The 17,931-nt window shown below is 70.6% G+C and carries 18 protein-coding genes and 1 pseudogene; 6 read left to right on the forward strand and 13 right to left on the reverse strand.

The window, feature by feature from the left end:
- Positions 1-30 precede the first annotated feature (30 nt).
- The 3 genes from ABTY62_RS09730 (at position 31) to ABTY62_RS09740 (ending at position 2,353) form a co-directional block, all read left to right on the forward strand.
- The gene (locus ABTY62_RS09730) at positions 31-540 is read left to right on the forward strand and encodes a methylated-DNA--[protein]-cysteine S-methyltransferase (protein ID WP_352128873.1); all 510 of its coding nucleotides are present in this window, start codon (positions 31-33) and stop codon (positions 538-540) included.
- 86 nt (positions 541-626) lie between these two features.
- The gene (locus ABTY62_RS09735) at positions 627-1,178 is read left to right on the forward strand and encodes a SigE family RNA polymerase sigma factor (RefSeq protein WP_352128875.1); all 552 of its coding nucleotides are present in this window, start codon (positions 627-629) and stop codon (positions 1,176-1,178) included.
- A complete protein-coding gene (locus ABTY62_RS09740) occupies positions 1,175-2,353 on the forward strand; it encodes a TolB family protein (RefSeq protein ID WP_352128876.1) in 1,179 nt (392 codons plus the stop codon). The genes ABTY62_RS09735 and ABTY62_RS09740 overlap by 4 nt, the downstream gene beginning before the upstream one ends.
- Positions 2,354-2,402: 49 nt before the next feature.
- Here ABTY62_RS09740 and ABTY62_RS09745 read toward each other — a convergent pair whose 3' ends face one another.
- Positions 2,403-3,149, reverse strand: a complete 747-nt coding sequence (locus ABTY62_RS09745) for an SIR2 family NAD-dependent protein deacylase (protein WP_352128877.1) — start codon at positions 3,147-3,149, stop codon at positions 2,403-2,405.
- A gap of 114 nt (positions 3,150-3,263) precedes the next feature.
- Between ABTY62_RS09745 and ABTY62_RS09750 the strand changes: the two genes are divergently transcribed.
- Positions 3,264-3,989: a hypothetical protein gene (locus ABTY62_RS09750; RefSeq protein WP_352128878.1), complete on the forward strand. Its 726-nt coding sequence runs from the start codon at positions 3,264-3,266 to the stop codon at positions 3,987-3,989.
- Between the two features lie 21 nt (positions 3,990-4,010).
- On the opposite strand, the pseudogene ABTY62_RS47485 reads toward ABTY62_RS09750, so the two are convergent.
- The 3 genes and pseudogenes from ABTY62_RS47485 to ABTY62_RS09760 form a co-directional block, all read right to left on the reverse strand.
- A pseudogene (locus ABTY62_RS47485) lies at positions 4,011-4,255 on the reverse strand (DEAD/DEAH box helicase); the annotation flags it as partial.
- 5 nt (positions 4,256-4,260) lie between these two features.
- The gene (locus ABTY62_RS09755; RefSeq protein WP_352128879.1) at positions 4,261-4,581 is read right to left on the reverse strand and encodes a helix-turn-helix domain-containing protein; all 321 of its coding nucleotides are present in this window, start codon (positions 4,579-4,581) and stop codon (positions 4,261-4,263) included.
- Positions 4,578-4,937 carry a type II toxin-antitoxin system RelE/ParE family toxin gene (locus ABTY62_RS09760; protein ID WP_352128880.1) on the reverse strand — a complete coding sequence of 120 codons (360 nt, stop codon included), beginning with the start codon at positions 4,935-4,937 and terminating at the stop codon, positions 4,578-4,580. Before ABTY62_RS09760 ends, ABTY62_RS09755 begins: the two co-directional genes overlap by 4 nt.
- 267 nt (positions 4,938-5,204) lie before the next feature.
- Here ABTY62_RS09760 and ABTY62_RS09765 point away from each other — a divergent pair, with 267 nt between their 5' ends.
- Positions 5,205-5,402 (forward strand): DUF4926 domain-containing protein, encoded by a 198-nt coding sequence (locus ABTY62_RS09765; RefSeq protein WP_352128881.1) that lies wholly within the window; start codon positions 5,205-5,207, stop codon positions 5,400-5,402.
- A gap of 204 nt (positions 5,403-5,606) precedes the next feature.
- Here the strand turns inward: ABTY62_RS09765 and ABTY62_RS09770 are convergent, their stop codons facing one another.
- Both ABTY62_RS09770 and ABTY62_RS09775 read right to left on the reverse strand, forming a co-directional pair.
- The gene (locus tag ABTY62_RS09770) at positions 5,607-6,746 is read right to left on the reverse strand and encodes a Fic family protein (RefSeq protein WP_352128882.1); all 1,140 of its coding nucleotides are present in this window, start codon (positions 6,744-6,746) and stop codon (positions 5,607-5,609) included.
- 304 nt (positions 6,747-7,050) lie between these two features.
- Positions 7,051-8,154, reverse strand: a complete 1,104-nt coding sequence (locus ABTY62_RS09775) for an ADP-ribosylglycohydrolase family protein (RefSeq protein ID WP_352128883.1) — start codon at positions 8,152-8,154, stop codon at positions 7,051-7,053.
- A gap of 193 nt (positions 8,155-8,347) precedes the next feature.
- Here ABTY62_RS09775 and ABTY62_RS09780 point away from each other — a divergent pair, with 193 nt between their 5' ends.
- Positions 8,348-9,481, forward strand: a complete 1,134-nt coding sequence (locus ABTY62_RS09780) for a glycerate kinase (RefSeq protein ID WP_352128884.1) — start codon at positions 8,348-8,350, stop codon at positions 9,479-9,481.
- A 298-nt stretch (positions 9,482-9,779) separates the two neighbouring features.
- On the opposite strand, the gene pssA is transcribed toward ABTY62_RS09780, so the two are convergent.
- The 7 genes from pssA to ccrA form a co-directional block, all read right to left on the reverse strand.
- Positions 9,780-10,646, reverse strand: a complete 867-nt coding sequence (pssA, locus tag ABTY62_RS09785; protein WP_311730829.1) for a CDP-diacylglycerol--serine O-phosphatidyltransferase — start codon at positions 10,644-10,646, stop codon at positions 9,780-9,782.
- Complete coding sequence (locus ABTY62_RS09790; protein WP_352128885.1) at positions 10,633-11,280, reverse strand: phosphatidylserine decarboxylase; 648 nt, start codon at positions 11,278-11,280, stop codon at positions 10,633-10,635. Before ABTY62_RS09790 ends, pssA begins: the two co-directional genes overlap by 14 nt.
- A 182-nt stretch (positions 11,281-11,462) precedes the next feature.
- Positions 11,463-12,683 carry an acyl-CoA dehydrogenase family protein gene (locus ABTY62_RS09795; RefSeq protein WP_352128886.1) on the reverse strand — a complete coding sequence of 407 codons (1,221 nt, stop codon included), beginning with the start codon at positions 12,681-12,683 and terminating at the stop codon, positions 11,463-11,465.
- 1 nt (position 12,684) lies between these two features.
- Positions 12,685-13,200: a MaoC family dehydratase gene (locus tag ABTY62_RS09800; RefSeq protein ID WP_311730826.1), complete on the reverse strand. Its 516-nt coding sequence runs from the start codon at positions 13,198-13,200 to the stop codon at positions 12,685-12,687.
- 4 nt (positions 13,201-13,204) lie between these two features.
- Positions 13,205-14,179, reverse strand: a complete 975-nt coding sequence (locus tag ABTY62_RS09805; protein WP_311730825.1) for an HpcH/HpaI aldolase/citrate lyase family protein — start codon at positions 14,177-14,179, stop codon at positions 13,205-13,207.
- A complete protein-coding gene (locus tag ABTY62_RS09810; protein ID WP_352128887.1) occupies positions 14,176-16,215 on the reverse strand; it encodes an ethylmalonyl-CoA mutase in 2,040 nt (679 codons plus the stop codon). Before ABTY62_RS09810 ends, ABTY62_RS09805 begins: the two co-directional genes overlap by 4 nt.
- Positions 16,212-17,576, reverse strand: coding sequence for a crotonyl-CoA carboxylase/reductase (gene ccrA / locus ABTY62_RS09815; protein ID WP_352128888.1), 1,365 nt, complete (start codon positions 17,574-17,576; stop codon positions 16,212-16,214). Before ccrA ends, ABTY62_RS09810 begins: the two co-directional genes overlap by 4 nt.
- Positions 17,577-17,931: the final 355 nt, after the last annotated feature.

Here is a 17,931-nt window from a genome sequence, read left to right on the forward strand (position 1 = left end):
TAAGCAACCAGGAATCGAAAGAAACCCACCATGTCCCGCACCCACACCGTCATCGACAGCCCGTACGGGCCGCTCACCCTGGTCGCCGACGAAGAGGCCCTGGCCGGGCTCTATATGACCGACCAGCGCCACCGCCCGGCCGAGGAGACCTTCGGCGCCCCCGGCGACCCCGACGAGCCCCCGTTCGCCGAGACCATCCGCCAACTGCGCGCCTACTTCGCGGGCGAGCTGACCGAGTTCGACCTGCCGCTGCGGCTGTCCGGCACCCCGTTCCAGCGCCGCGTCTGGTCCGAGCTGCGGCACATCCCGTACGGCGAGACCGTCTCGTACGGGCAGCTCGCCGACCGCCTCGGCTCGCCGACCGCCTCCCGGGCCGTGGGCCTGGCCAACGGCAAGAACCCGGTCGGCATCATCGTCCCCTGCCACCGCGTCGTCGGCGCCACCGGCAGCCTCACCGGCTACGGCGGCGGTCTCGACCGCAAGCGGCGACTGCTGGACTTCGAGGCGCGCGGGCGGCAGCCGGGTCTCCAACTTTTTTGACGGACCCGACATAGCGGAGCGGCCCCGCACACGTCCAAGGAGGTGACAGACGACCGCGAGGCGAAGACGACCGATCACGGGGAACCATGAATGACGAGGAAGAGCGCCGCTTCCGCGAATTCGTCGCGGCGCGCTCGCCCGCGCTGATGCGCACGGCGACCCTCCTGACCGGCGGCGACACCCATGCCGCCGAGGATCTGTTACAGACGGCGCTGGCGAAAGCGGCGGGGCGCTGGGGCAGGCTGGAGAACCCCGAGGCGTATCTGCGGCAGGTGCTCTACCGGCAGCAGGTGAGCCTGTGGCGGCTGCTGCGCACCCGCCGTGAGACCACGGTGGCCGAACTCCCCGACGCCGCAGGGCGCGAGGATGCCGCCGGCGCCGCCGAGCTGCGGATCCTGGTGCGCCGGGCGCTGGCCAGGCTGACGGCGCGTCAGCGCACCATGCCGGTGCTCCGTTACTTCGAGGACTGCCCCGAGGGGGAGGTGGCCGAGTTGCTCGGCTGCTCGGTGGGGACGGTTCGCAGCACCACGCACCGGGCGCTGGCCAAACTGCGCGTGCTGGTGCCTGAGCTGGACCCCGGCGCCGCGCCCGGCGGCGGCCTCGAATTCGGCAACTCACCTGCGGAGGTGTGGAAGTGAACGCTGAACAGCTGGTGCGGGACACCCTCCACGAGTGGGCCGACGAGACGACACCCCCGGTCGGGGCCGACCTGGCGGGGCGGGCCCTGCTGCGGCGTCGCCGGCGCCGGGCGACCGCGGTGACGGTGGCGGCCGCCGCCTTCGCGCTGCTGGCGGGCGGGGTGGTGGTGGTGCCGGAGCTGGCGGAGCGCGATCAGCCCGGCCATTCGGAGCCGGGGCGGATGACGACCGGTGACGTGTCCGCGTATCCGGGCGAGTCGCCGCCGCGCCACCTGATCGCCGCCGGGGACATCGCGGTGTCCGCGTACCGGGCGGACCGGAAGACCCGCAACCAGGACCGGATGAAGCGGACCACCTACACCTGGCACCTCTACAGCCCACGGACACAGCGCTACGAGAAGACGGACTGGGGCTGGCTGGACGTCGCCCCCGGCATGAAGCAGGCCGCCGTCCTGGAGAAGACGCTGCCCGCGTCCCGCGTCGGGATCCTCGATCTGGACACCGGGAAGGTGACGAAGTGGATCCCGCTGGAGCACAAGGCGGGCGGGGTGCAGTGGTCGCCGGACGGCAAGCGGCTGGTGGTCACCACGTACCGCGGATACCCGGACATCGATACCACCGCCCGCGATAGGTTTACGCCCCATGCGAGGACCGGCTATTACCTGGTCGACGTCGACTCGGGTCGGAAGGAATACCGTCCGATGGGCGTCGACATGGACGACGGGTTCGTCGGGGTCGGCCGTATCGACGTGCGGTGGAGCCGGGACGGCACGCTGCTGGTGGTTCCGGACCCGCCGGGCGGCGCCATGGAGACCTGGTACGACCTGGAGGGGCGGGCGAAGGAGAAGGCCCCCTCGTACGAGGGTCCGGACGCGCCCCCAGCCGGGCTGTCACCGGACGGCCGCTACTACACGGTGGGCGACGGCTGGACGGCGACCGTGAAGGAGACGCGGACGCACCGGACGGTCGGCGCGGCGAGAGTGGGCATGACGCTCGCCTGGGCCGACAGCGATCGCTTGGTGCGCTGGGACTGCCTGCCAACTGCGTTCTGCTCACGCGATATGGGCGAGCGGCTGGTGCTCACCGACCCCACGGGGCGTATCAAGACCCCGCTCACCGGCTCCCGCTACAGCGACGGCCCCCAGGACTGGGACCCACTGCTCACCCGCCGCTGACGGGTGGGCCGGCGCCCGTCCGCTCCGCGCTGACGGGCGCCGTACCGCCTCACCCCGCCGCCGCGATGCGCTCCAGCAGCGCGGGCAGGGCGGTGCCGATGGGCTCGCGGATCAGCTCGTCCGCGAGCTCGTCGTACGGCGTGGGCTCGGCGTTGACGATGATCAGCCGGGCGCCCGACTCGGCGGCCATCCCGGCGAGCGAGGCCGCGGGCTGGACCTGGAGGCTGGTGCCGACCGCGATGAAGATCTCGCACGCCTTCGCCACCGCGACCGCGCCCGTCAGCACCTCCGGGTCGAGGCTCTCCCCGAACATCACCGTGGCCGTCTTCAGGATTCCGCCGCAGGCCGGACACGCCGGGTCCGGGTCGCCGCCCGCCACCCGCTCCAGGGCCTCCGCCATCTCGGAGCGCGCCTTGCAGCGCGTGCACTGCACGGCCCGCGCCGTGCCGTGCAGCTCCAGCACCTTGCGCGCGGGCAGCCCGGCGAGCTGGTGCAGCCCGTCCACGTTCTGTGTGATCACCCGGACCGGGATGCCCGACCGCTCCAGCCGGGCCACGGCCTCGTGCGCCCGGTTGGGCTCGGCGTGCAGCGCCTCGCTGTCCCGCCGCATCAGCCAGGAGCGGCGCCGGATGTCGGGGTCGGACATGTAGTACTCGTACGTCACCAGCTTTTCGGCTTCCGGATCGCGCCGCCACAACCCTTGTGGGCCGCGGTAGTCGGGGATCCCGGAGTCCGTGGAGATGCCCGCCCCGCTCAGGATCGCCACAAGCGGCCGGCGCGTCGCTTCGGTGCTCATACGGCGAGCGTACGCACCGGGCCCGGACAGAGGCGAGCGTGTTTATGCGGAGAGGTAAAGTCCGGCTCCGTATGTGATCGATGTGATCGGCGCGGTGGAGGCGGAGAGTTCCGGATGACGCGGTCTGTGTGGCTGAGCGATACGAGTGTGACGACGTCGGCCAAGAAGGGGGATCCGCCGCCTCAGGACGGGCGTCTCACCCGGGAGATACGCGTCTCCGACGGCCCCGACCGCGCCGGTGGCCGGGCCATCCGGACCGTGGCCTTCCCCGAGCGGCGATTTCCGCCCGGCGGTGGCCTCGCCGAGTACCGTGCCGCCCGCAAGCAGGGCGCCCGCGCCTTCACCCTCTGGGCCGACGCGCACCGCACGCAGGTGTTCGCCCAGGTCGTGACCAAGTCGGCGGCCAAGGGCGGCCCCGCCACGTACGAGGTGCTGGGCGCCGAAGGCGAGCCCCTGGCCCTCTTCACCCGCGAACCGGCCATGAGGGATGGCAGGGTCCGCAGCCGCTGGACCGTCCAGCAGGCCGGGGCACAGCCCGTCGTCGGGCTCAAGGGGCGGCCCTTCTGGTGGGGCGTGTGGTGGCTGCTCTTCCCGGTCCAGCTCGTCATCGTGGCCGGCAGCCTCGTCGCGGGCAGCGGTGACATCGCGCGCACACCGCGCCGTACGAAGTGGCGCGCGGGCGGCCGGATCGTCCTCGACTTCCACAGCGGGGCGGGGGACAACTTCGAGCTCGACGTGGAGGAGGACGGGTGGGACGAGCGCGTCACCGCCTCGCTCCTCGCGGTGCTCGACAGCCACGAGGGCTGGCTGGGCAGCCCCTGGGACACGGTGGACCGGTGATCGCTGAGCGAGGCGGGCGGCGGCCCGCCCGCCTTCGCCCACCGGGGTAACGAAGCAGCGGCGGCGGCTGAAGTCGATGTGGGTGACCTGCCGGCTGCGTCCGGTGAGCAGGAGCCTGCGTGGGCCCTGGACGTAACGCTGTTCGGCCTGCGGGCCGATGAACAGAAGGCCCGAGTCCTGATCGAGGTAGCCCTGTTCGACCCGGTGGCGCGGACTACAGGTGCCGCCCCGGGACCGAAAGGGCCGATGCCGCCCCACCACTGCTGCAAAGTCAGGCGATCGCAGCGATGTCGCCATTGTCGAAGTAGATCGCCTGATGCAGCTGTCCGCCGAGGGCGGCGGCGTAGCGAGTCAAGACTTCCTGGCCGGAGATGTGTCCCTGTTCGATCTGGGATACGCGGCCCTTGGTGACGCCCATCTGTTCGGCCACCTGCTCCTGGGTCAGGTTTCGGGACTTGCGGATTTCGGCGAGTCGGTGGCCCAGTACCTCGGCGAGAAGTTCCCGCTTGCCCTCGGCCACGACCTCCTCGCCGCCGACGCGAGCGACATGTCCGGCGCGGATGTCCTGCCAGCGGGTGTATCCGGTCATCATGCGTCCTCCTCTTCGGCGCGGGACTTCAGGTATGCGGTGTAGCGCTGCTCGGCGAGCGGGATGGCTTCGTCGTACCACTCGTTCCAGCGGTCGCACTTATCTCCCGCCACCAGCAGGATGCTCGACCGCCATGGATCGAACGCGAACAGAATCCGCACGGTTCCCGGGCGCAGTTCCTTGAGGTTCTGGATGGCGGAGCCGCAGACGGTGTCGACCAGGGGGCGTCCCAAGCCCGGTCCGCCCTCGGCGAGGGCGTCGAGTGCCTGCACCACGCGGGTGTGCGCCGCGGGTCCGAGGCTGTCGATCCACTCGAGGACCTCGTCGGTGACGAAGATGTCCCACTCGTTCTGTGCCACGCTGACAGTATAGCGATAGCTATATGTCCTTGGGGTCGGGCTTGATCAGGCGCGCCCCGTGGACCCGGAGTGCTGGGAGAGTGGACCAAGTGCAGCGTGGTGGAGCCCAACCAGGGAAGGGCGACCAATACGGGCAGCGATGGATCCGGGGCGTCGAGTTGTCCGGCCCCAATGGGGCCATGGCGGTCCGGACCGCATGGATTGTCGACGCCGGGACCGGTGCGACCCGGTTTGTCGCACTTACTTTCCCCTGACCAGAGGCGGCAGATGACGAGACTGTTCGACGTCGTTCAAGTGGTGGTCGACATCCCTGAGGAAGGTCTGCGCTCAGGCATGACCGGCACCGTGGTCGACCTGTACGAAAACCCTCCGGCCTACGAGGTCGAGTTCAGTGACACGGAGGGGCATACGCTCGCACTTCTTGCCCTGCGGCCTGAGCAGATCCGCCGCGTCTCTCAGGGCTGACGGCTCCAGTAACTTGGCGGCGACGACGCGCCCGTCGCTCGCGAACAGGAAGTCGGTGGGGCAGGCCGGGCGGACCGCCCGGTCCGCTGCGTGCGGGTAGGTGCTCCCGCCCGCGACGTCAGTGCCGACCAGCAGTTCTTCGGCGGGCTCCCCGTGCTGCTACGCGGCCTGGGCGCGTGACGTGCGGGGTGGCGAGCGCTCTGGCTACACAGCGTACGGGTCGACGATGGTGTGCCGGCGCTGGGCGGTGGCCAGTACGTTCTGTGGGAACCGGGGGCCTGCGACGTAATGCCGGCCCTTCGTCTGCCCGACGGCGGTCAGCAGCTCGGCCTTCGTCAGGGCCTGCAAGTCCCGCGTCGCCTGCTGGGTGTTGAGCCCTTCGGCCTTCTCGTGGCGAGAACGCCGCACCCGACCCATCATGGCCACCTCGTGCAGAGCAGTCGCCTGCCGTTCCATGAGCCCGTACTCCTCGGCGGTTTCCATGAGTTGCGTCCAGCAGTCGTTGGACCGGTCGACGCGGCGCTGCACCCGCTGGGCCTGCTGGTGGTAGGCGAGGAGGTTGAACTTGATCCACGGCAGGGTCTCCCGCTGCGGTGACCAGACGGGACCCCCGACCGCGCGCAGCACCTTGTAGTACTCCCACGTGTTGCCCGGCATGCCCAGCCACTCCTCGATGGAGGAGAACTCGGGGGCGAGGACCCCGCCACGGGCGATCAGGAGAGTCTGCAACGACCGCGACATCCGGCCGTTGCCACCCGACCATGGGTGGGCCTTCGCGAGGTTCAGGTGCGCCATCGCGGCGCGGATGAGGGCATGCTGGTCGAGGTCGCCCTCGTTGAGCCAGTCGACCAGTTCGCTCATCAGGCCCGGGACGTGCTCCTGGTCCGGGCCTTCGTAGTCCGTGGCAAGTTCATCGCCGGGAGCGGTGATGCGGATGGCGGATTTGCGCCACTGGCCCGCGATCTTCCGCGGGTGATGGTGGCCCTGGAGCATCCAGTGGAGGCTGTTGAGCAGTTCCTTGCTGTACCGGAAGTCGGTGACGTCGTGCAGGGACTGGATGTACGTCATGGCCTGCTGGTAGGCCAGCGTCTCCGCCTTGTCCTCGTCGCTGACATCGACCTCGCGCTCGCCGTCCATGAGGTCGGCGACGTCCCGGGCGTCGACCCGGTGGCCCTCGATGGTGTTCGACGCCGCGATCGCGCTGGCCGTGAGTGCTTTGCGCAGATCGAGCGTCCATTTCGTTGGTACCTGCTGCACGGCGTGCCGCAGTTGGTCGCGCATGGTGTCGACCTCGTCCAGGACTTTGTGGTCCATGGGGTCGAGGCGGGGCGTCTGATACAGCATGGGTTCATGATACCTAGTACCTATCATTCACTCGTCAGAGTGATGTTCCGGGCTTGCTGCCCCCTTGTGGCTGGTGCGTCCTACGCTGACCGAAATTCGATCCAGCACGCTGGGTGACTGCCCGGGTGCGTATCGCGAGGGGCGGGCTGACGGTGGCGGACCCGACGGACGAGGACGCGGGCGATGGCGCGGTGGATCTGTTCCGCGCGCTGGCAAGGACGTGTCGCGGCCCCACCTCGCCGTCGGGCGCGCCGACTGGACGCGGTTCGTGCGGTACGTGGCGCGCGGCTGAACCCGGCCCGGTTCAGCCCGCGGGCGGCCGGGCGGTGGGCCGCTCGGCCCCCGCCATCGCCAGCCGGTGCGTACGCGCCGCCAGGTCGCTGATCCGCGACCCGTCGAAGCCGAACACGGCGCTGCGCACCCGGTCCCGCAGCGGCTCGGTCCACTGCGGCGGGATGGCCGCCGCGCCGCACAGGACACCGGCGGCCGACCCGGCCGTCGCGCCGTTGGAGTCGGTGTCCAGGCCGCCGCGCACGGTGAGGGCGATGGTCGTGGTGAAGTCGCCCTCTCCGTAGAGCAGTCCGGCCGTGATGACGGCGGCGTTGGGCACGATGTGGATCCAGTGCAGCCCGCTGGTCTCCCGCTCCAGCTGGTCCAGCGTGTCCGCCCAGGCCACCCCCGCCTCGTACAGGGCGGCCACCTTGCGGACCGTACGGGCCAGGCGGCAGCGCGGCGGGATCCGCACCAGCGCGGCCTCGATCGCGTCGCGCGGGCCGTCGGCCGTGAACGCGGCGGCGATCAGCGCGGCCGCCCACATCGCCCCGTACACCCCGTTTCCGGTGTGCGACAGCACGGCGTCGCGCCGGGCCATCGCGGCGGCGGCGCGCGGGTCGCCGGGGTTGACCCAGCCGTGGATGTCGGCGCGGATGAGGGCGCCGATCCATTCCTGGTAGGGGTTGTCGAGGGTGGCGGTGAGCGGTGGCTTCACCCCGGCGGTGAGATTGCGGTAGGCGACCCGCTCGGCGGTGAAGGTCTGGAGGTAGGGCAGGCGCAGCAGCCACAGGTCGCCGACCTGCTCGGTGGTGAAGGCGAAGCCGTGGGTCTCCAGGAGGTGCAGGCCCAGCAGGGTGTAGTCCACGTCGTCGTCCCGGCAGCTGCCGTGGATCCGGCCCCGGACGCACTCCTGCCACTCCGGGCGCAGCTCGAACTCCACGGGGTCGGGCGGCGGCTCCAGCGTGGGGACGTAGTCGGTCAGCGGCAGGGCGTCCGCGCGGCGCAGATAGCGGTCGATGCGCTCACGGGTCCAGTGGTCGCCGCGCTCGACCGGCTTGCCGAGCATGTTCCCGGCGATGCGGCCGAGCCAGCCGCCGAGGATCCGGTCCGCGAGTGCGCTCCCGCCAAGGGCCATGTTGTCAGGTGTACCCGAGCCGGGGCCCCGCCGCAGGCCGACACCGCGTCGCTGGGCAGGAGGAACGCCGTCCGGATAGGGTCACCGCGGGGTGGCTGGGCAGGCTGGGGGACGAGAGCGAGGGGTGACGACGGTGGCGGATGCTGCGAAGGCAGAGGCGCGCGACGGGATACGGCCGGGAGCGCCGAGACGGGTGTTGATCGCCGCGGACAAGTTCAAGGGCTCGCTGACGGCCGTGCAGGTCGCCGCGCATGTGACGGCCGGGCTGTGGCGCGGGGCGCCGGGCGGGGCCGGGGCGGTGAGCGTCGAGGCGCTGCCCGTCGCGGACGGCGGCGACGGGACGGTCGACGCGGCTGTCGCGGCCGGGTTCGAGCGGCGCGAGGCGCGGGTGACCGGGCCGCTGGGCGACCCGGTGACCGCGGCGTACGCGCTGCGCGGCGAGGTGGCGGTGGTCGAGATGGCCGAGGCGTCAGGGCTGCGCCACCTTCCGGAGGGGCTGTTTGCGCCGCTGGCCGCGACCACGTACGGCAGCGGGGAGCTGCTGCGCGCGGTGCTGGACGCGGGCGCCCGGACCGTCGTCTTCGGGGTCGGCGGCAGCGCGACCACCGACGGCGGCGCGGGCATGCTGGCCGCGCTGGGCGCCCGGCTGCTCGACGCCGCGGGCGAGCCGGTCGGGCCCGGGGGCGGTGCGCTGCGGGATCTCGCCACGGCTGACCTGAGCGGCCTGGACCCGCGCCTGGCGGACACCGAGATCGTCCTGGCCAGCGATGTCGACAATCCGCTGACCGGGCCGAAGGGCGCGGCGGCGGTGTACGGCCCGCAGAAGGGCGCGACCATGGCCGATGTCGTGCTCCTGGACGGCGCGCTCGCCCACTTCGCGGAGGTCCTGGAGCGGTCCGTGGGGCCGCGGGCCGCGGAGTACGCGCTGGCGCCCGGCGCGGGCGCGGCGGGCGGCATCGGCTATGGCGCGCTGATCGGCCTCGGCGCGGCCTTCCGCCCCGGTATCGAGGTGATGCTGGACGTGCTCGGCTTCGCCCCGGCGCTCGAACGCGCCGATCTGGTGATCACCGGCGAGGGCTCGCTCGACGAGCAGACCCTGCACGGCAAGGCCCCGGCGGGGGTGGCGGCCGCGGCGCGGGCGCGCGGGGTGGAGGTGGTCGCGGTCTGCGGCCGTCTCGCGCTGCCGGAGGCGGCGCTCGCCGGCGCGGGGATCAGCCGCGCCTACCCGCTGACCGCCCTGGAGCCGGATCCGGCCCGCTGTATCGCCGAGGCGGGCCCGCTGCTGGAGCGTGCGGCGGAGCAGCTCGCGGCGGACTTCCTGTCCTGAGCGCGTCCCGTCTCGTCGCGGATTTTTCCCCCACCCCGCCCCTTCCCGTCCCCTGTCGATATGCGGCTCCGCCGCGTGGCAGGGGCTTCGCCCCTGGACCCCGGGGTCTGGGGCGGAGCCCCAGTTGAGGGAAGGGGCGGGGTGGGGAGTGAGCCCGCAGCCCGTCCCGCCTCGCCGACGCGGACAGGCGGACACGCGGCCACGTGGACACGTGGACACGTGGACACGCGGCACGGAAACGGGGTGGGCCCGAGCTAAACGCTCGGGCCCACCCCGTTGTGTCTGCCTGATCGCCGCGCTACGGCAGCTGCGCCGCCCGGGACTCGCGGCGGTTGTCGCGGAAGGCGTTGACCCGGCGGGCCGTGGCGAAGAGGGGGATCACCGCGCCGAGGACCACCTGGAGCGCGCAGGCCGTCTGGAGCAGCAGTTCGCCGCCGGGGGCCTCGAAGGCCCAGGCCGCCAGGAGCCCCATGCTGGTGACGATCCAGCTCAGCATGGCGACCGCGAGCCGCCCGCGGGGCTTGGGGTACTCCACCCGGCTCACCATCAGCCAGGCGACGCCGATGATGGCGAGCAGCGTGGGGACGAAGGGCAGGCCGAGCAGCACGACCGACACCACGGTCAGCGCGCCGAACGGACTCGGCATGCCCTGGAAGACGCCGTTGGGCATGGTCACGCAGGAGAATCGCGCAAGCCGCAGCACCACCGCCAGCAACACCACGATCGCGGCGACCGCCGACACCCGCTGGTACGCGTCGTCGGCGACCATGCCCCACACCACCACGAAGTACGCGGGGGCCAGCCCGAAGCTGATCAGGTCGGAGAGGTTGTCCAGCTCCGCGCCCATCGCCGAGCTGCGCAGCTTGCGCGCGACGAGCCCGTCGAAGAGGTCGAAGACGGAGGCGAGCAGCATCAGCATCACCGCGGAGGCGGCGCTGTGCCGGGTCATGCCGCCGTCCTCGCTGCCGGTCAGGTGCGGGATGAGGACGCCGGTGGTGGTGAAGTACACCGCCAGGAAGCCGCAGGTCGCGTTTCCGAGGGTGAGGGTGTCCGCTATCGACAGGCGCGTCGAGAGCGGCATGTCGTCCGTCTCGTCGACGTCCTCTTCCACCTCGGCCCCGGGGGACCAGGTGGCGGCCTGTGTTTCGGGATCAGTGACGGTCAAGGCGAGTCACCCCCGCTGTGGTGGTCTGGCCGACCTCGACCGCGACATCGATGCCCTCGGGCAGATAGATGTCGACACGCGAGCCGAAACGGATCAGACCGATCCGCTCGCCCTGCTCCACCTTGGTGCCCTGGGGCACATACGGCACGATGCGCCGGGCCACGGCCCCGGCGATCTGCACCATCTCGATGTCGCCGAGCTCGGTGTCGAAGTGCCAGACGACCCGCTCGTTGTTCTCGCTCTCCTTGTTGAACGCGGGCACGAAGCCGCCGGGGATGTGCTCGACGGACGTCACGGTGCCGGCCAGGGGGGCGCGGTTGACGTGGACGTTCAGCGGGCTCATGAAGATGGCGACGCGGGTGCGCCCGTCCTTCCACGGCATGATGCTCTGCACCACGCCGTCGGCCGGGGAGATGACCCGACCCTGAGCGATCTCTCGCTCGGGGTCGCGGAAGAACCACAGCATGCCCGCCGCGAGAGCGGTGGCGGGCACGGCGACCGCCGCCCAGCGTCCGGAGCGGCGGGCGCGAGTGAGGCTGACCGCCGCGGTGGCAACGGTCGGGAGGAGCCACGGCGACGCTCCGCGCGCGAGGCGGACGCGGCCGCGTTGTGCAGAGGAATGGCTGTGGGGCATGGATGACCTTCGTAGCGGAGGGTGCCGCGACATAACACTTGGGGACGGCGGCTTTCCGGGATGGTATCGGTTGCGAGCGGTAACTGGGCAAGCGCCAGGGCCTGTCGATGGCCGAAGTCTCCCTGGCGTGGTGTGATCTTCTTCTCGCGGCTACCACCGCGATACTGCACCAAAAGGGATATTCAGCCCTGGATGCGGTACTCCTCCAGGAGCCTTCGTCCGATAATCATTTTCTGGATCTCGGCGGTCCCTTCGCCGATGAGCAGCATCGGGGCCTCGCGATACAGGCGCTCGATCTCATACTCCTTGGAGAAGCCGTAGCCGCCATGGATGCGGAAGGCGTCCTCCACGACCTCCTTGCAGTACTCCGAGGCCAGATATTTGGCCATCCCGGCCTCCAGGTCATTGCGCCGGCCCGAGTCCTTCTTGCGGGCCGCGTTGACCATCATCGCATGGGCCGCTTCGACCTTTGTGGCCATTTCTGCCAGTTTGAACTGGATGGCCTGGTGTTGCGCGATGGGTTTGCCGAAGGTGTGCCGTTGCTGTGCGTAGGCGACGCCGAGCTCGAAGGCGCGACGTGCCACGCCACAGCCGCGGGCGGCCACGTTGACCCGGCCGACCTCCACTCCGTCCATCATTTGGTAAAAACCCCGGCCGGTCGCGCCACCGAGGACGCGATCCGCCGGAATGCGCAGTCCGTCCAGAATGAGCTCGGTGGTGTCGACGCCCTTGTAGCCCATCTTCTCGATCTTGCCGGGGATGGTGAGCCCGGGCCGGACCTCGCCGAAGCCCGGCTCCTTCTCCACCAGGAAGGTGGTCATGGACCGGTGCGGGGCGACCTCGCCGTCCGCCCTGTCCCCCTCACCCGGCTCGTCCGTCCGGCACAGCACCGCCACCACCGTGGAGGTGCCGCCGTTGGTCAGCCACATCTTCTGGCCGGTGAGCAGATAGTCGTCGCCGTCCCGGACACCCTTGGTGGTGATCGCGGACACGTCCGAGCCGAGGCCGGGCTCCGACATCGAGAAGGCGCCGCGGATCTCGCCCAGCGCCATCTTGGGCAGGAAGTACTCCTTCTGCTCCTCGGTGCCGTGCTGCTTGAGCATGTACGCGACGATGAAGTGGGTGTTGATGATCCCCGACACGCTCATCCAGCCGCGGGCGATCTCCTCCACACACAGCGCGTAGGTCAGCAGCGACTCGCCGAGCCCCCCGTACTCCTCGGGGATCATCAGCCCGAAGACACCGAGCTCCTTGAGGCCCTCGACGATCCGGGCCGGGTACTCGTCGCGGTGTTCCAGCTCGGTCGCGACCGGGAGGATCTCTTTGTCGACGAAGTCCCTGATGGTGGCCAGGATCTCCTGCTGGACGTCCGTCAGGCCGTCGGTCTGCGCGAGGCGGCTCATCTCAGTCCTCTCCCAGCTCGGAGACGGGCGGGCGGCCGGGCTGCTCGCCGCCCCGCTCCTTGATATAGGTCGCCGTCGGCACCATCACCTTGCGCCGGAAGACGCAGACGAGCGTGCCGTCCTGCTTGTAGCCCTTGGTCTCCACATGGACCACGCCCCGGTCGGGCTTGGACTTCGACGGGGTCTTGCCGAGCACCGTGGTCTCGCCGTAGATCGTGTCGCCGTGGAAGGTGGGCGCCACGTGGCGCAGCGACTCGACCTCCAGATTGGCGATGGCCTTGCCGGAGACATCCGGCACGGACATGCCGAGCAGCAGCGAGTAGATGTAGTTCCCGACCACCACGTTCTTCCCGAAGTCGGTGGTCTTCTCGGCGTAGTTGGCGTCCAGGTGGAGGGGGTGGTGGTTCATGGTGAGCAGACAGAAGAGGTGGTCGTCGTACTCGGTGACGGTCTTCCCCGGCCAGTGCCGGTAGACATCGCCCACCGAGAACTCCTCATACGTGCGTCCGAACTGCATGGGCTCACCCCTCCGGGGCTTCGAAGCGGGACGTCCGGGTCATGCCGGCGGCCCGGCCCTTGCCGGCGATCACCAGCGCCATCTTGCGGCTGGCCTCGTCGATCATCTCGTCGCCGAGCATCGCCGAGCCCTTCTTGCCGCCCGCCTCGGACGTGTAGTACTCGTACGCGTCCAGGATCAGCTCGGCGTGGTCGTAGTCCTCCTGCGCGGGCGAGAAGACCTCATTGGCGGCCTCGACCTGGCCCGGGTGCAGCACCCACTTGCCGTCGAAGCCCAGCGCGGCGGCGCGGCCGGCGACCTCGCGGAAGCCGTCCACGTTCTTGATCTGGAGATACGGCCCGTCGATCGCCTGGAGGTCGTTGGCGCGCGCGGCCATCAGGATCTTCATGAGGATGTAGTGGTAGGCGTCGGCCGGGTAGCCGGGCGGCTGCTCGCCCACGACCAGCGACTTCATATTGATCGACGCCATGAAGTCGGCCGGGCCGAAGATGATCGTCTCGATGCGCGGGGAGGCCTGCGCGATCTCGTTGACGTTGTTCAGGCCCTGGGCGTTCTCGATCTGCGCCTCGATGCCGATCCGGCCGACCTCGAACCCCATCGTCTTCTCGATCTGCGTCAGCAGCAGGTCGAGCGCGACGACCTGCTGGGCGTTCTGCACCTTCGGCAGCATGATGCAGTCGAGGTTCGGGCCCGCCCCCTCCACCACCGTCACCACGTCGCGGTACGTCCACTCGGTCGTCCAGTCGTTGACGCGCACGACCCGCGTCTTGCCCGTCCAGTCGCCCTCGTTGAGGTACTTGACGATGGTGTGCCGCGCCCCGGGCTTGGCCAGCGGCGCGCACGCGTCCTCCAGGTCCAGGAAGACCTGGTCGGCGGCCAGGCCCTGGGCCTTCTCCAGGAAGCGCGGGTTGCTGCCGGGCACGGCGAGGCAGGAGCGGCGCGGACGCAGACGGTTCACGGGCGACTGGTGCGCGGTCATACGGGGACCTCCAGGGGGTCGAGCTGGTTCGCGGTGCGGATCTCGTCGACGATACGGCCGATGATCTCTGTGATACCGAAGTCCTTCGGGGTGAAGACGGCAGCCACTCCGGCCTCGCGCAGCGTGAGGGCGTCCGCGGCCGGGATGATCCCGCCGACGATCACCGGGATGTCCGGCGCCCCGGCCGTGCGCAGCCGGGCCAGCACCTCCGGCACCAGCTCGGCGTGCGAGCCGGAGAGTATGGAAAGCCCGACGCAGTGCACGTCCTCGGCGACGGCCGCCGAGACGATCTGCTCGGGGGTGAGCCTGATCCCCTGGTAGATCACCTCGAAGCCGGCGTCCCGCGCCCGTACGGCGATCTGCTCGGCGCCGTTGCTGTGCCCGTCCAGGCCGGGCTTGCCGACCAGCAGCCGCAGCTTGCCGACGCCGAGGTCGGCGGCGGTCGCCGCGGCCCTCGCGCGGACGGCGGCGAGCGGGGTGCCCGCCTCGGCGGCGACCGCCACGGGCGCCCCGCCGACCCCGGTCGGGGCGCGGTACTCGCCGAACACCTCCCGCAGCGCCCAGGCCCACTCGCCCGTGGTGACGCCCGCGCGGGCGCACTCCAGGGTCGCGGCCATGAGGTTGTCGCTGCCCGCCGCGGCCTTCCTGAGCGCGGCCAGGGCGTCCTGGGCCCGGCCCTCCTCGCGCCGGTCGCTCCAGGCGACCAGCGCACGGACCACCCGCGCCTCGTTGGCCGGGTCCACCGTCATGATCGCGGTGTCCAAGTCGGCGGTGAGCGGATTGGGCTCAGTGGACTCGTAGCAGTTGACGCCGACGATCTTGTCCTCGCCCGCCTCGATACGCGCCCTGCGCTCGGCGTGCGAGGCGACCAGCTGGGCCTTCAGGTAGCCGGACTCGACGGCGGCCATGGCCCCGCCCATCTCCTGGATCCGCTCGATCTCGGCCAGCGCGGCCTCGACGAGGGCGTCCACCTCGGCCTCGATCACATGCGACCCGGCGAAGATGTCGTCGTACTCCAGCAGGTCGCTCTCGTGGGCGAGGACCTGCTGGATGCGCAGCGACCACTGCTGGTCCCAGGGGCGCGGCAGCCCGAGCGCCTCGTTCCAGGCCGGGAGCTGTACGGCGCGGGCGCGGGCGTCCTTGGAGAGGGTGACCGCCAGCATCTCCAGCACGATGCGCTGGACGTTGTTCTCCGGCTGGGCCTCGGTCAGCCCGAGCGAGTTGACCTGGACGCCGTAGCGGAAGCGGCGGTGCTTGGGGTCCTGGACGCCGTAGCGCTCCAGGGTGATCCGGTCCCAGATGCGGCCGAAGGCGCGCATCTTGCACATCTCCTCGATGAACCGGACGCCCGCGTTCACGAAGAAGGAGATCCGGGCCACCACATCGCCGAAGCGCTCCTGGGGCACCTGCCCGGAGGCCCGGACGGCGTCCAGCACCGCGATCGCGGTGGACATCGCGTAGGCGATCTCCTGCACGGGGGTCGCCCCGGCCTCCTGGAGGTGGTAGCTACAGATGTTGATCGGGTTCCACTTGGGGATGGCGCCGACCGTGTACGCGATCATGTCGGTGGTCAGCCGCAGGCTCGGCCCCGGCGGGAAGACATGCGTCCCGCGCGACAGGTACTCCTTGACGATGTCGTTCTGCGTGGTGCCCTGGAGCGCGGCCACGTCCGCGCCCTGCTCCTCCGCGACCACCTGGTAGAGCGCCAGCAGCCACATGGCGGTGGCGTTGATGGTCATGGAGGTGTTCATCCGGTCCAGCGGGATGTCCTGGAACAGCCGCCGCATGTCACCGAGGTGGCAGACGGGGACGCCGACCCGGCCCACCTCGCCGCGCGCCAGGACGTGGTCCGGGTCGTAGCCGGTCTGGGTGGGCAGGTCGAAGGCGACGGACAGGCCGGTCTGGCCCTTGGCGAGGTTGCTCCGGTAGAGCGCGTTGGAGGCCTCGGCGGAGGAGTGCCCGGCGTAGGTCCGCATCAGCCAGGGCCGGTCCTTTTTCCTCCGCTCATCGCTGCCCCGCTCCTCGTGGGCCGTCACGCGGCGTCCCGGAAGATGTTGATGGCGTCGAGGTGGCGTTCGCGCAGTTCGAGGTCGCGCACGCCCAGGCCCTCCTGGGGGGCGAGGCACAGGACGCCGACCTTGCCCTGGTGGACGTTGCGGTGGACGTCGTGGGCGGCCTGGCCGGTCTCCTCCAGGGGGTACACCTTCGACAGCGTCGGGTGGATCTTGCCCTTGGCGATCAGGCGGTTGGCCTCCCAGGCCTCGCGGTAGTTGGCGAAGTGCGAGCCGACGATGCGCTTGAGCGACATCCACAGATAGCGGTTGTCGTACTCGTGGGTGTAGCCGGAGGTGGACGCGCAGGTGACGATGGTGCCGCCCTTGCGGGTGACGTACACCGAGGCGCCGAAGGTCTCCCGGCCCGGGTGCTCGAAGACGATGTCCACGTCGTCGCCGCCGGTCAGCTCGCGGATGCGCTTGCCGAGCCGCTTCCACTCCTTCGGGTCCTGGGTGTGCTCGTCCTTCCAGAAGCGGTAGTCCTCGGCGCTGCGGTCGATGATCGCCTCGGCGCCCATGGCCCGGCAGATCTCGGCCTTGCGGGGCGAGGAGACCACACAGACCGGGGTGGCGCCGCCGGCCAGGGCGAACTGGGTGGCGTAGCTGCCGAGCCCGCCGCTGGCGCCCCAGATCAGGACGTTGTCGCCCTGCTTCATCCCGGCGCCGTTGCGGGAGACCAGCTGCCGGTACGCGGTCGAGTTGACCAGGCCGGGGGCGGCCGCCTCCTCCCAGCTCAGATGTCCGGGCTTGGGCATCAGCTGGTTGGACTTGACCAGGGCGAGCTCGGCGAGGCCGCCGAAGTTGGTCTCGAAGCCCCAGATGCGCTGCTCGGGGTCGAGCATGGTGTCGTTGTGGCCGTCGGCCGACTCCAGCTCGACGGACAGGCAGTGCGCGACGACCTCGTCGCCCGGCCGCCAGATGTTGACGCCCGGGCCGGTGCGCAGCACGACGCCCGCGAGGTCGGAGCCGATGATGTGGTACGGCAGGTCGTGCCGCTTGGCGAGCGGGGAGAGCCTGCCGTACCGCTCCAGGAAGCCGAAGGTCGGCAGCGGCTCGAAGATCGAGGTCCAGACGGAGTTGTAGTTCACCGAGCTGGCCATGACGGCCACGAGCGCCTCGCCGGGGCCGAGCTCGGGCACCGGCACCTCGTCCACGTGCAGGGACTTGCGGGGGTCCTTCTCCTTGGTGGTCTGGCCGGCGAACATCTCGGCCTCGTCCTTGTGCACGGTCACCGCGCGATACGACTCGGGGACGGGCAGGGCCGCGAAGTCCTCGGGCCCCAGGGCGGGGGAGCCGTGCTCGGACGCTGTCGACGCCAGGATCGCGTCCAGGATTTCGTTCATCGGTGCCTCCGGCGAAGCGTCGGGGGACGCTTGAGGGAACGCTGGGCTCATGACGGTTGCTGCTGGTGCCGTCGGTCCGGCGGAGGTGCTGCTGAGCGGTGCTGCTGTTGAGCGGTGCTTCTGAGCGGCGCGCGGTTGGCGCGGAGGGTGCCTGGTGACGCAGGCGGTCCGGGCGCGCAAGGCGGCTTGCGGGGACAGCCCGGACAACATCACCGTATGGCACCCCGTGTCAGGTCGCAAGACACTGCGTGCCAACAAATTCACTCAGTTGTCACCCCGGTGGCACACATGAGCGGCGGCGGCCGCCCCGGATGGGACGGCCGTCGCGTCGTCGGAGGCTTACTGCCGGTCGCTC

Source organism: Streptomyces sp. NPDC097640 (assembly GCF_040302705.1).
Classification (GTDB): Bacteria; Actinomycetota; Actinomycetes; order Streptomycetales; family Streptomycetaceae; genus Streptomyces.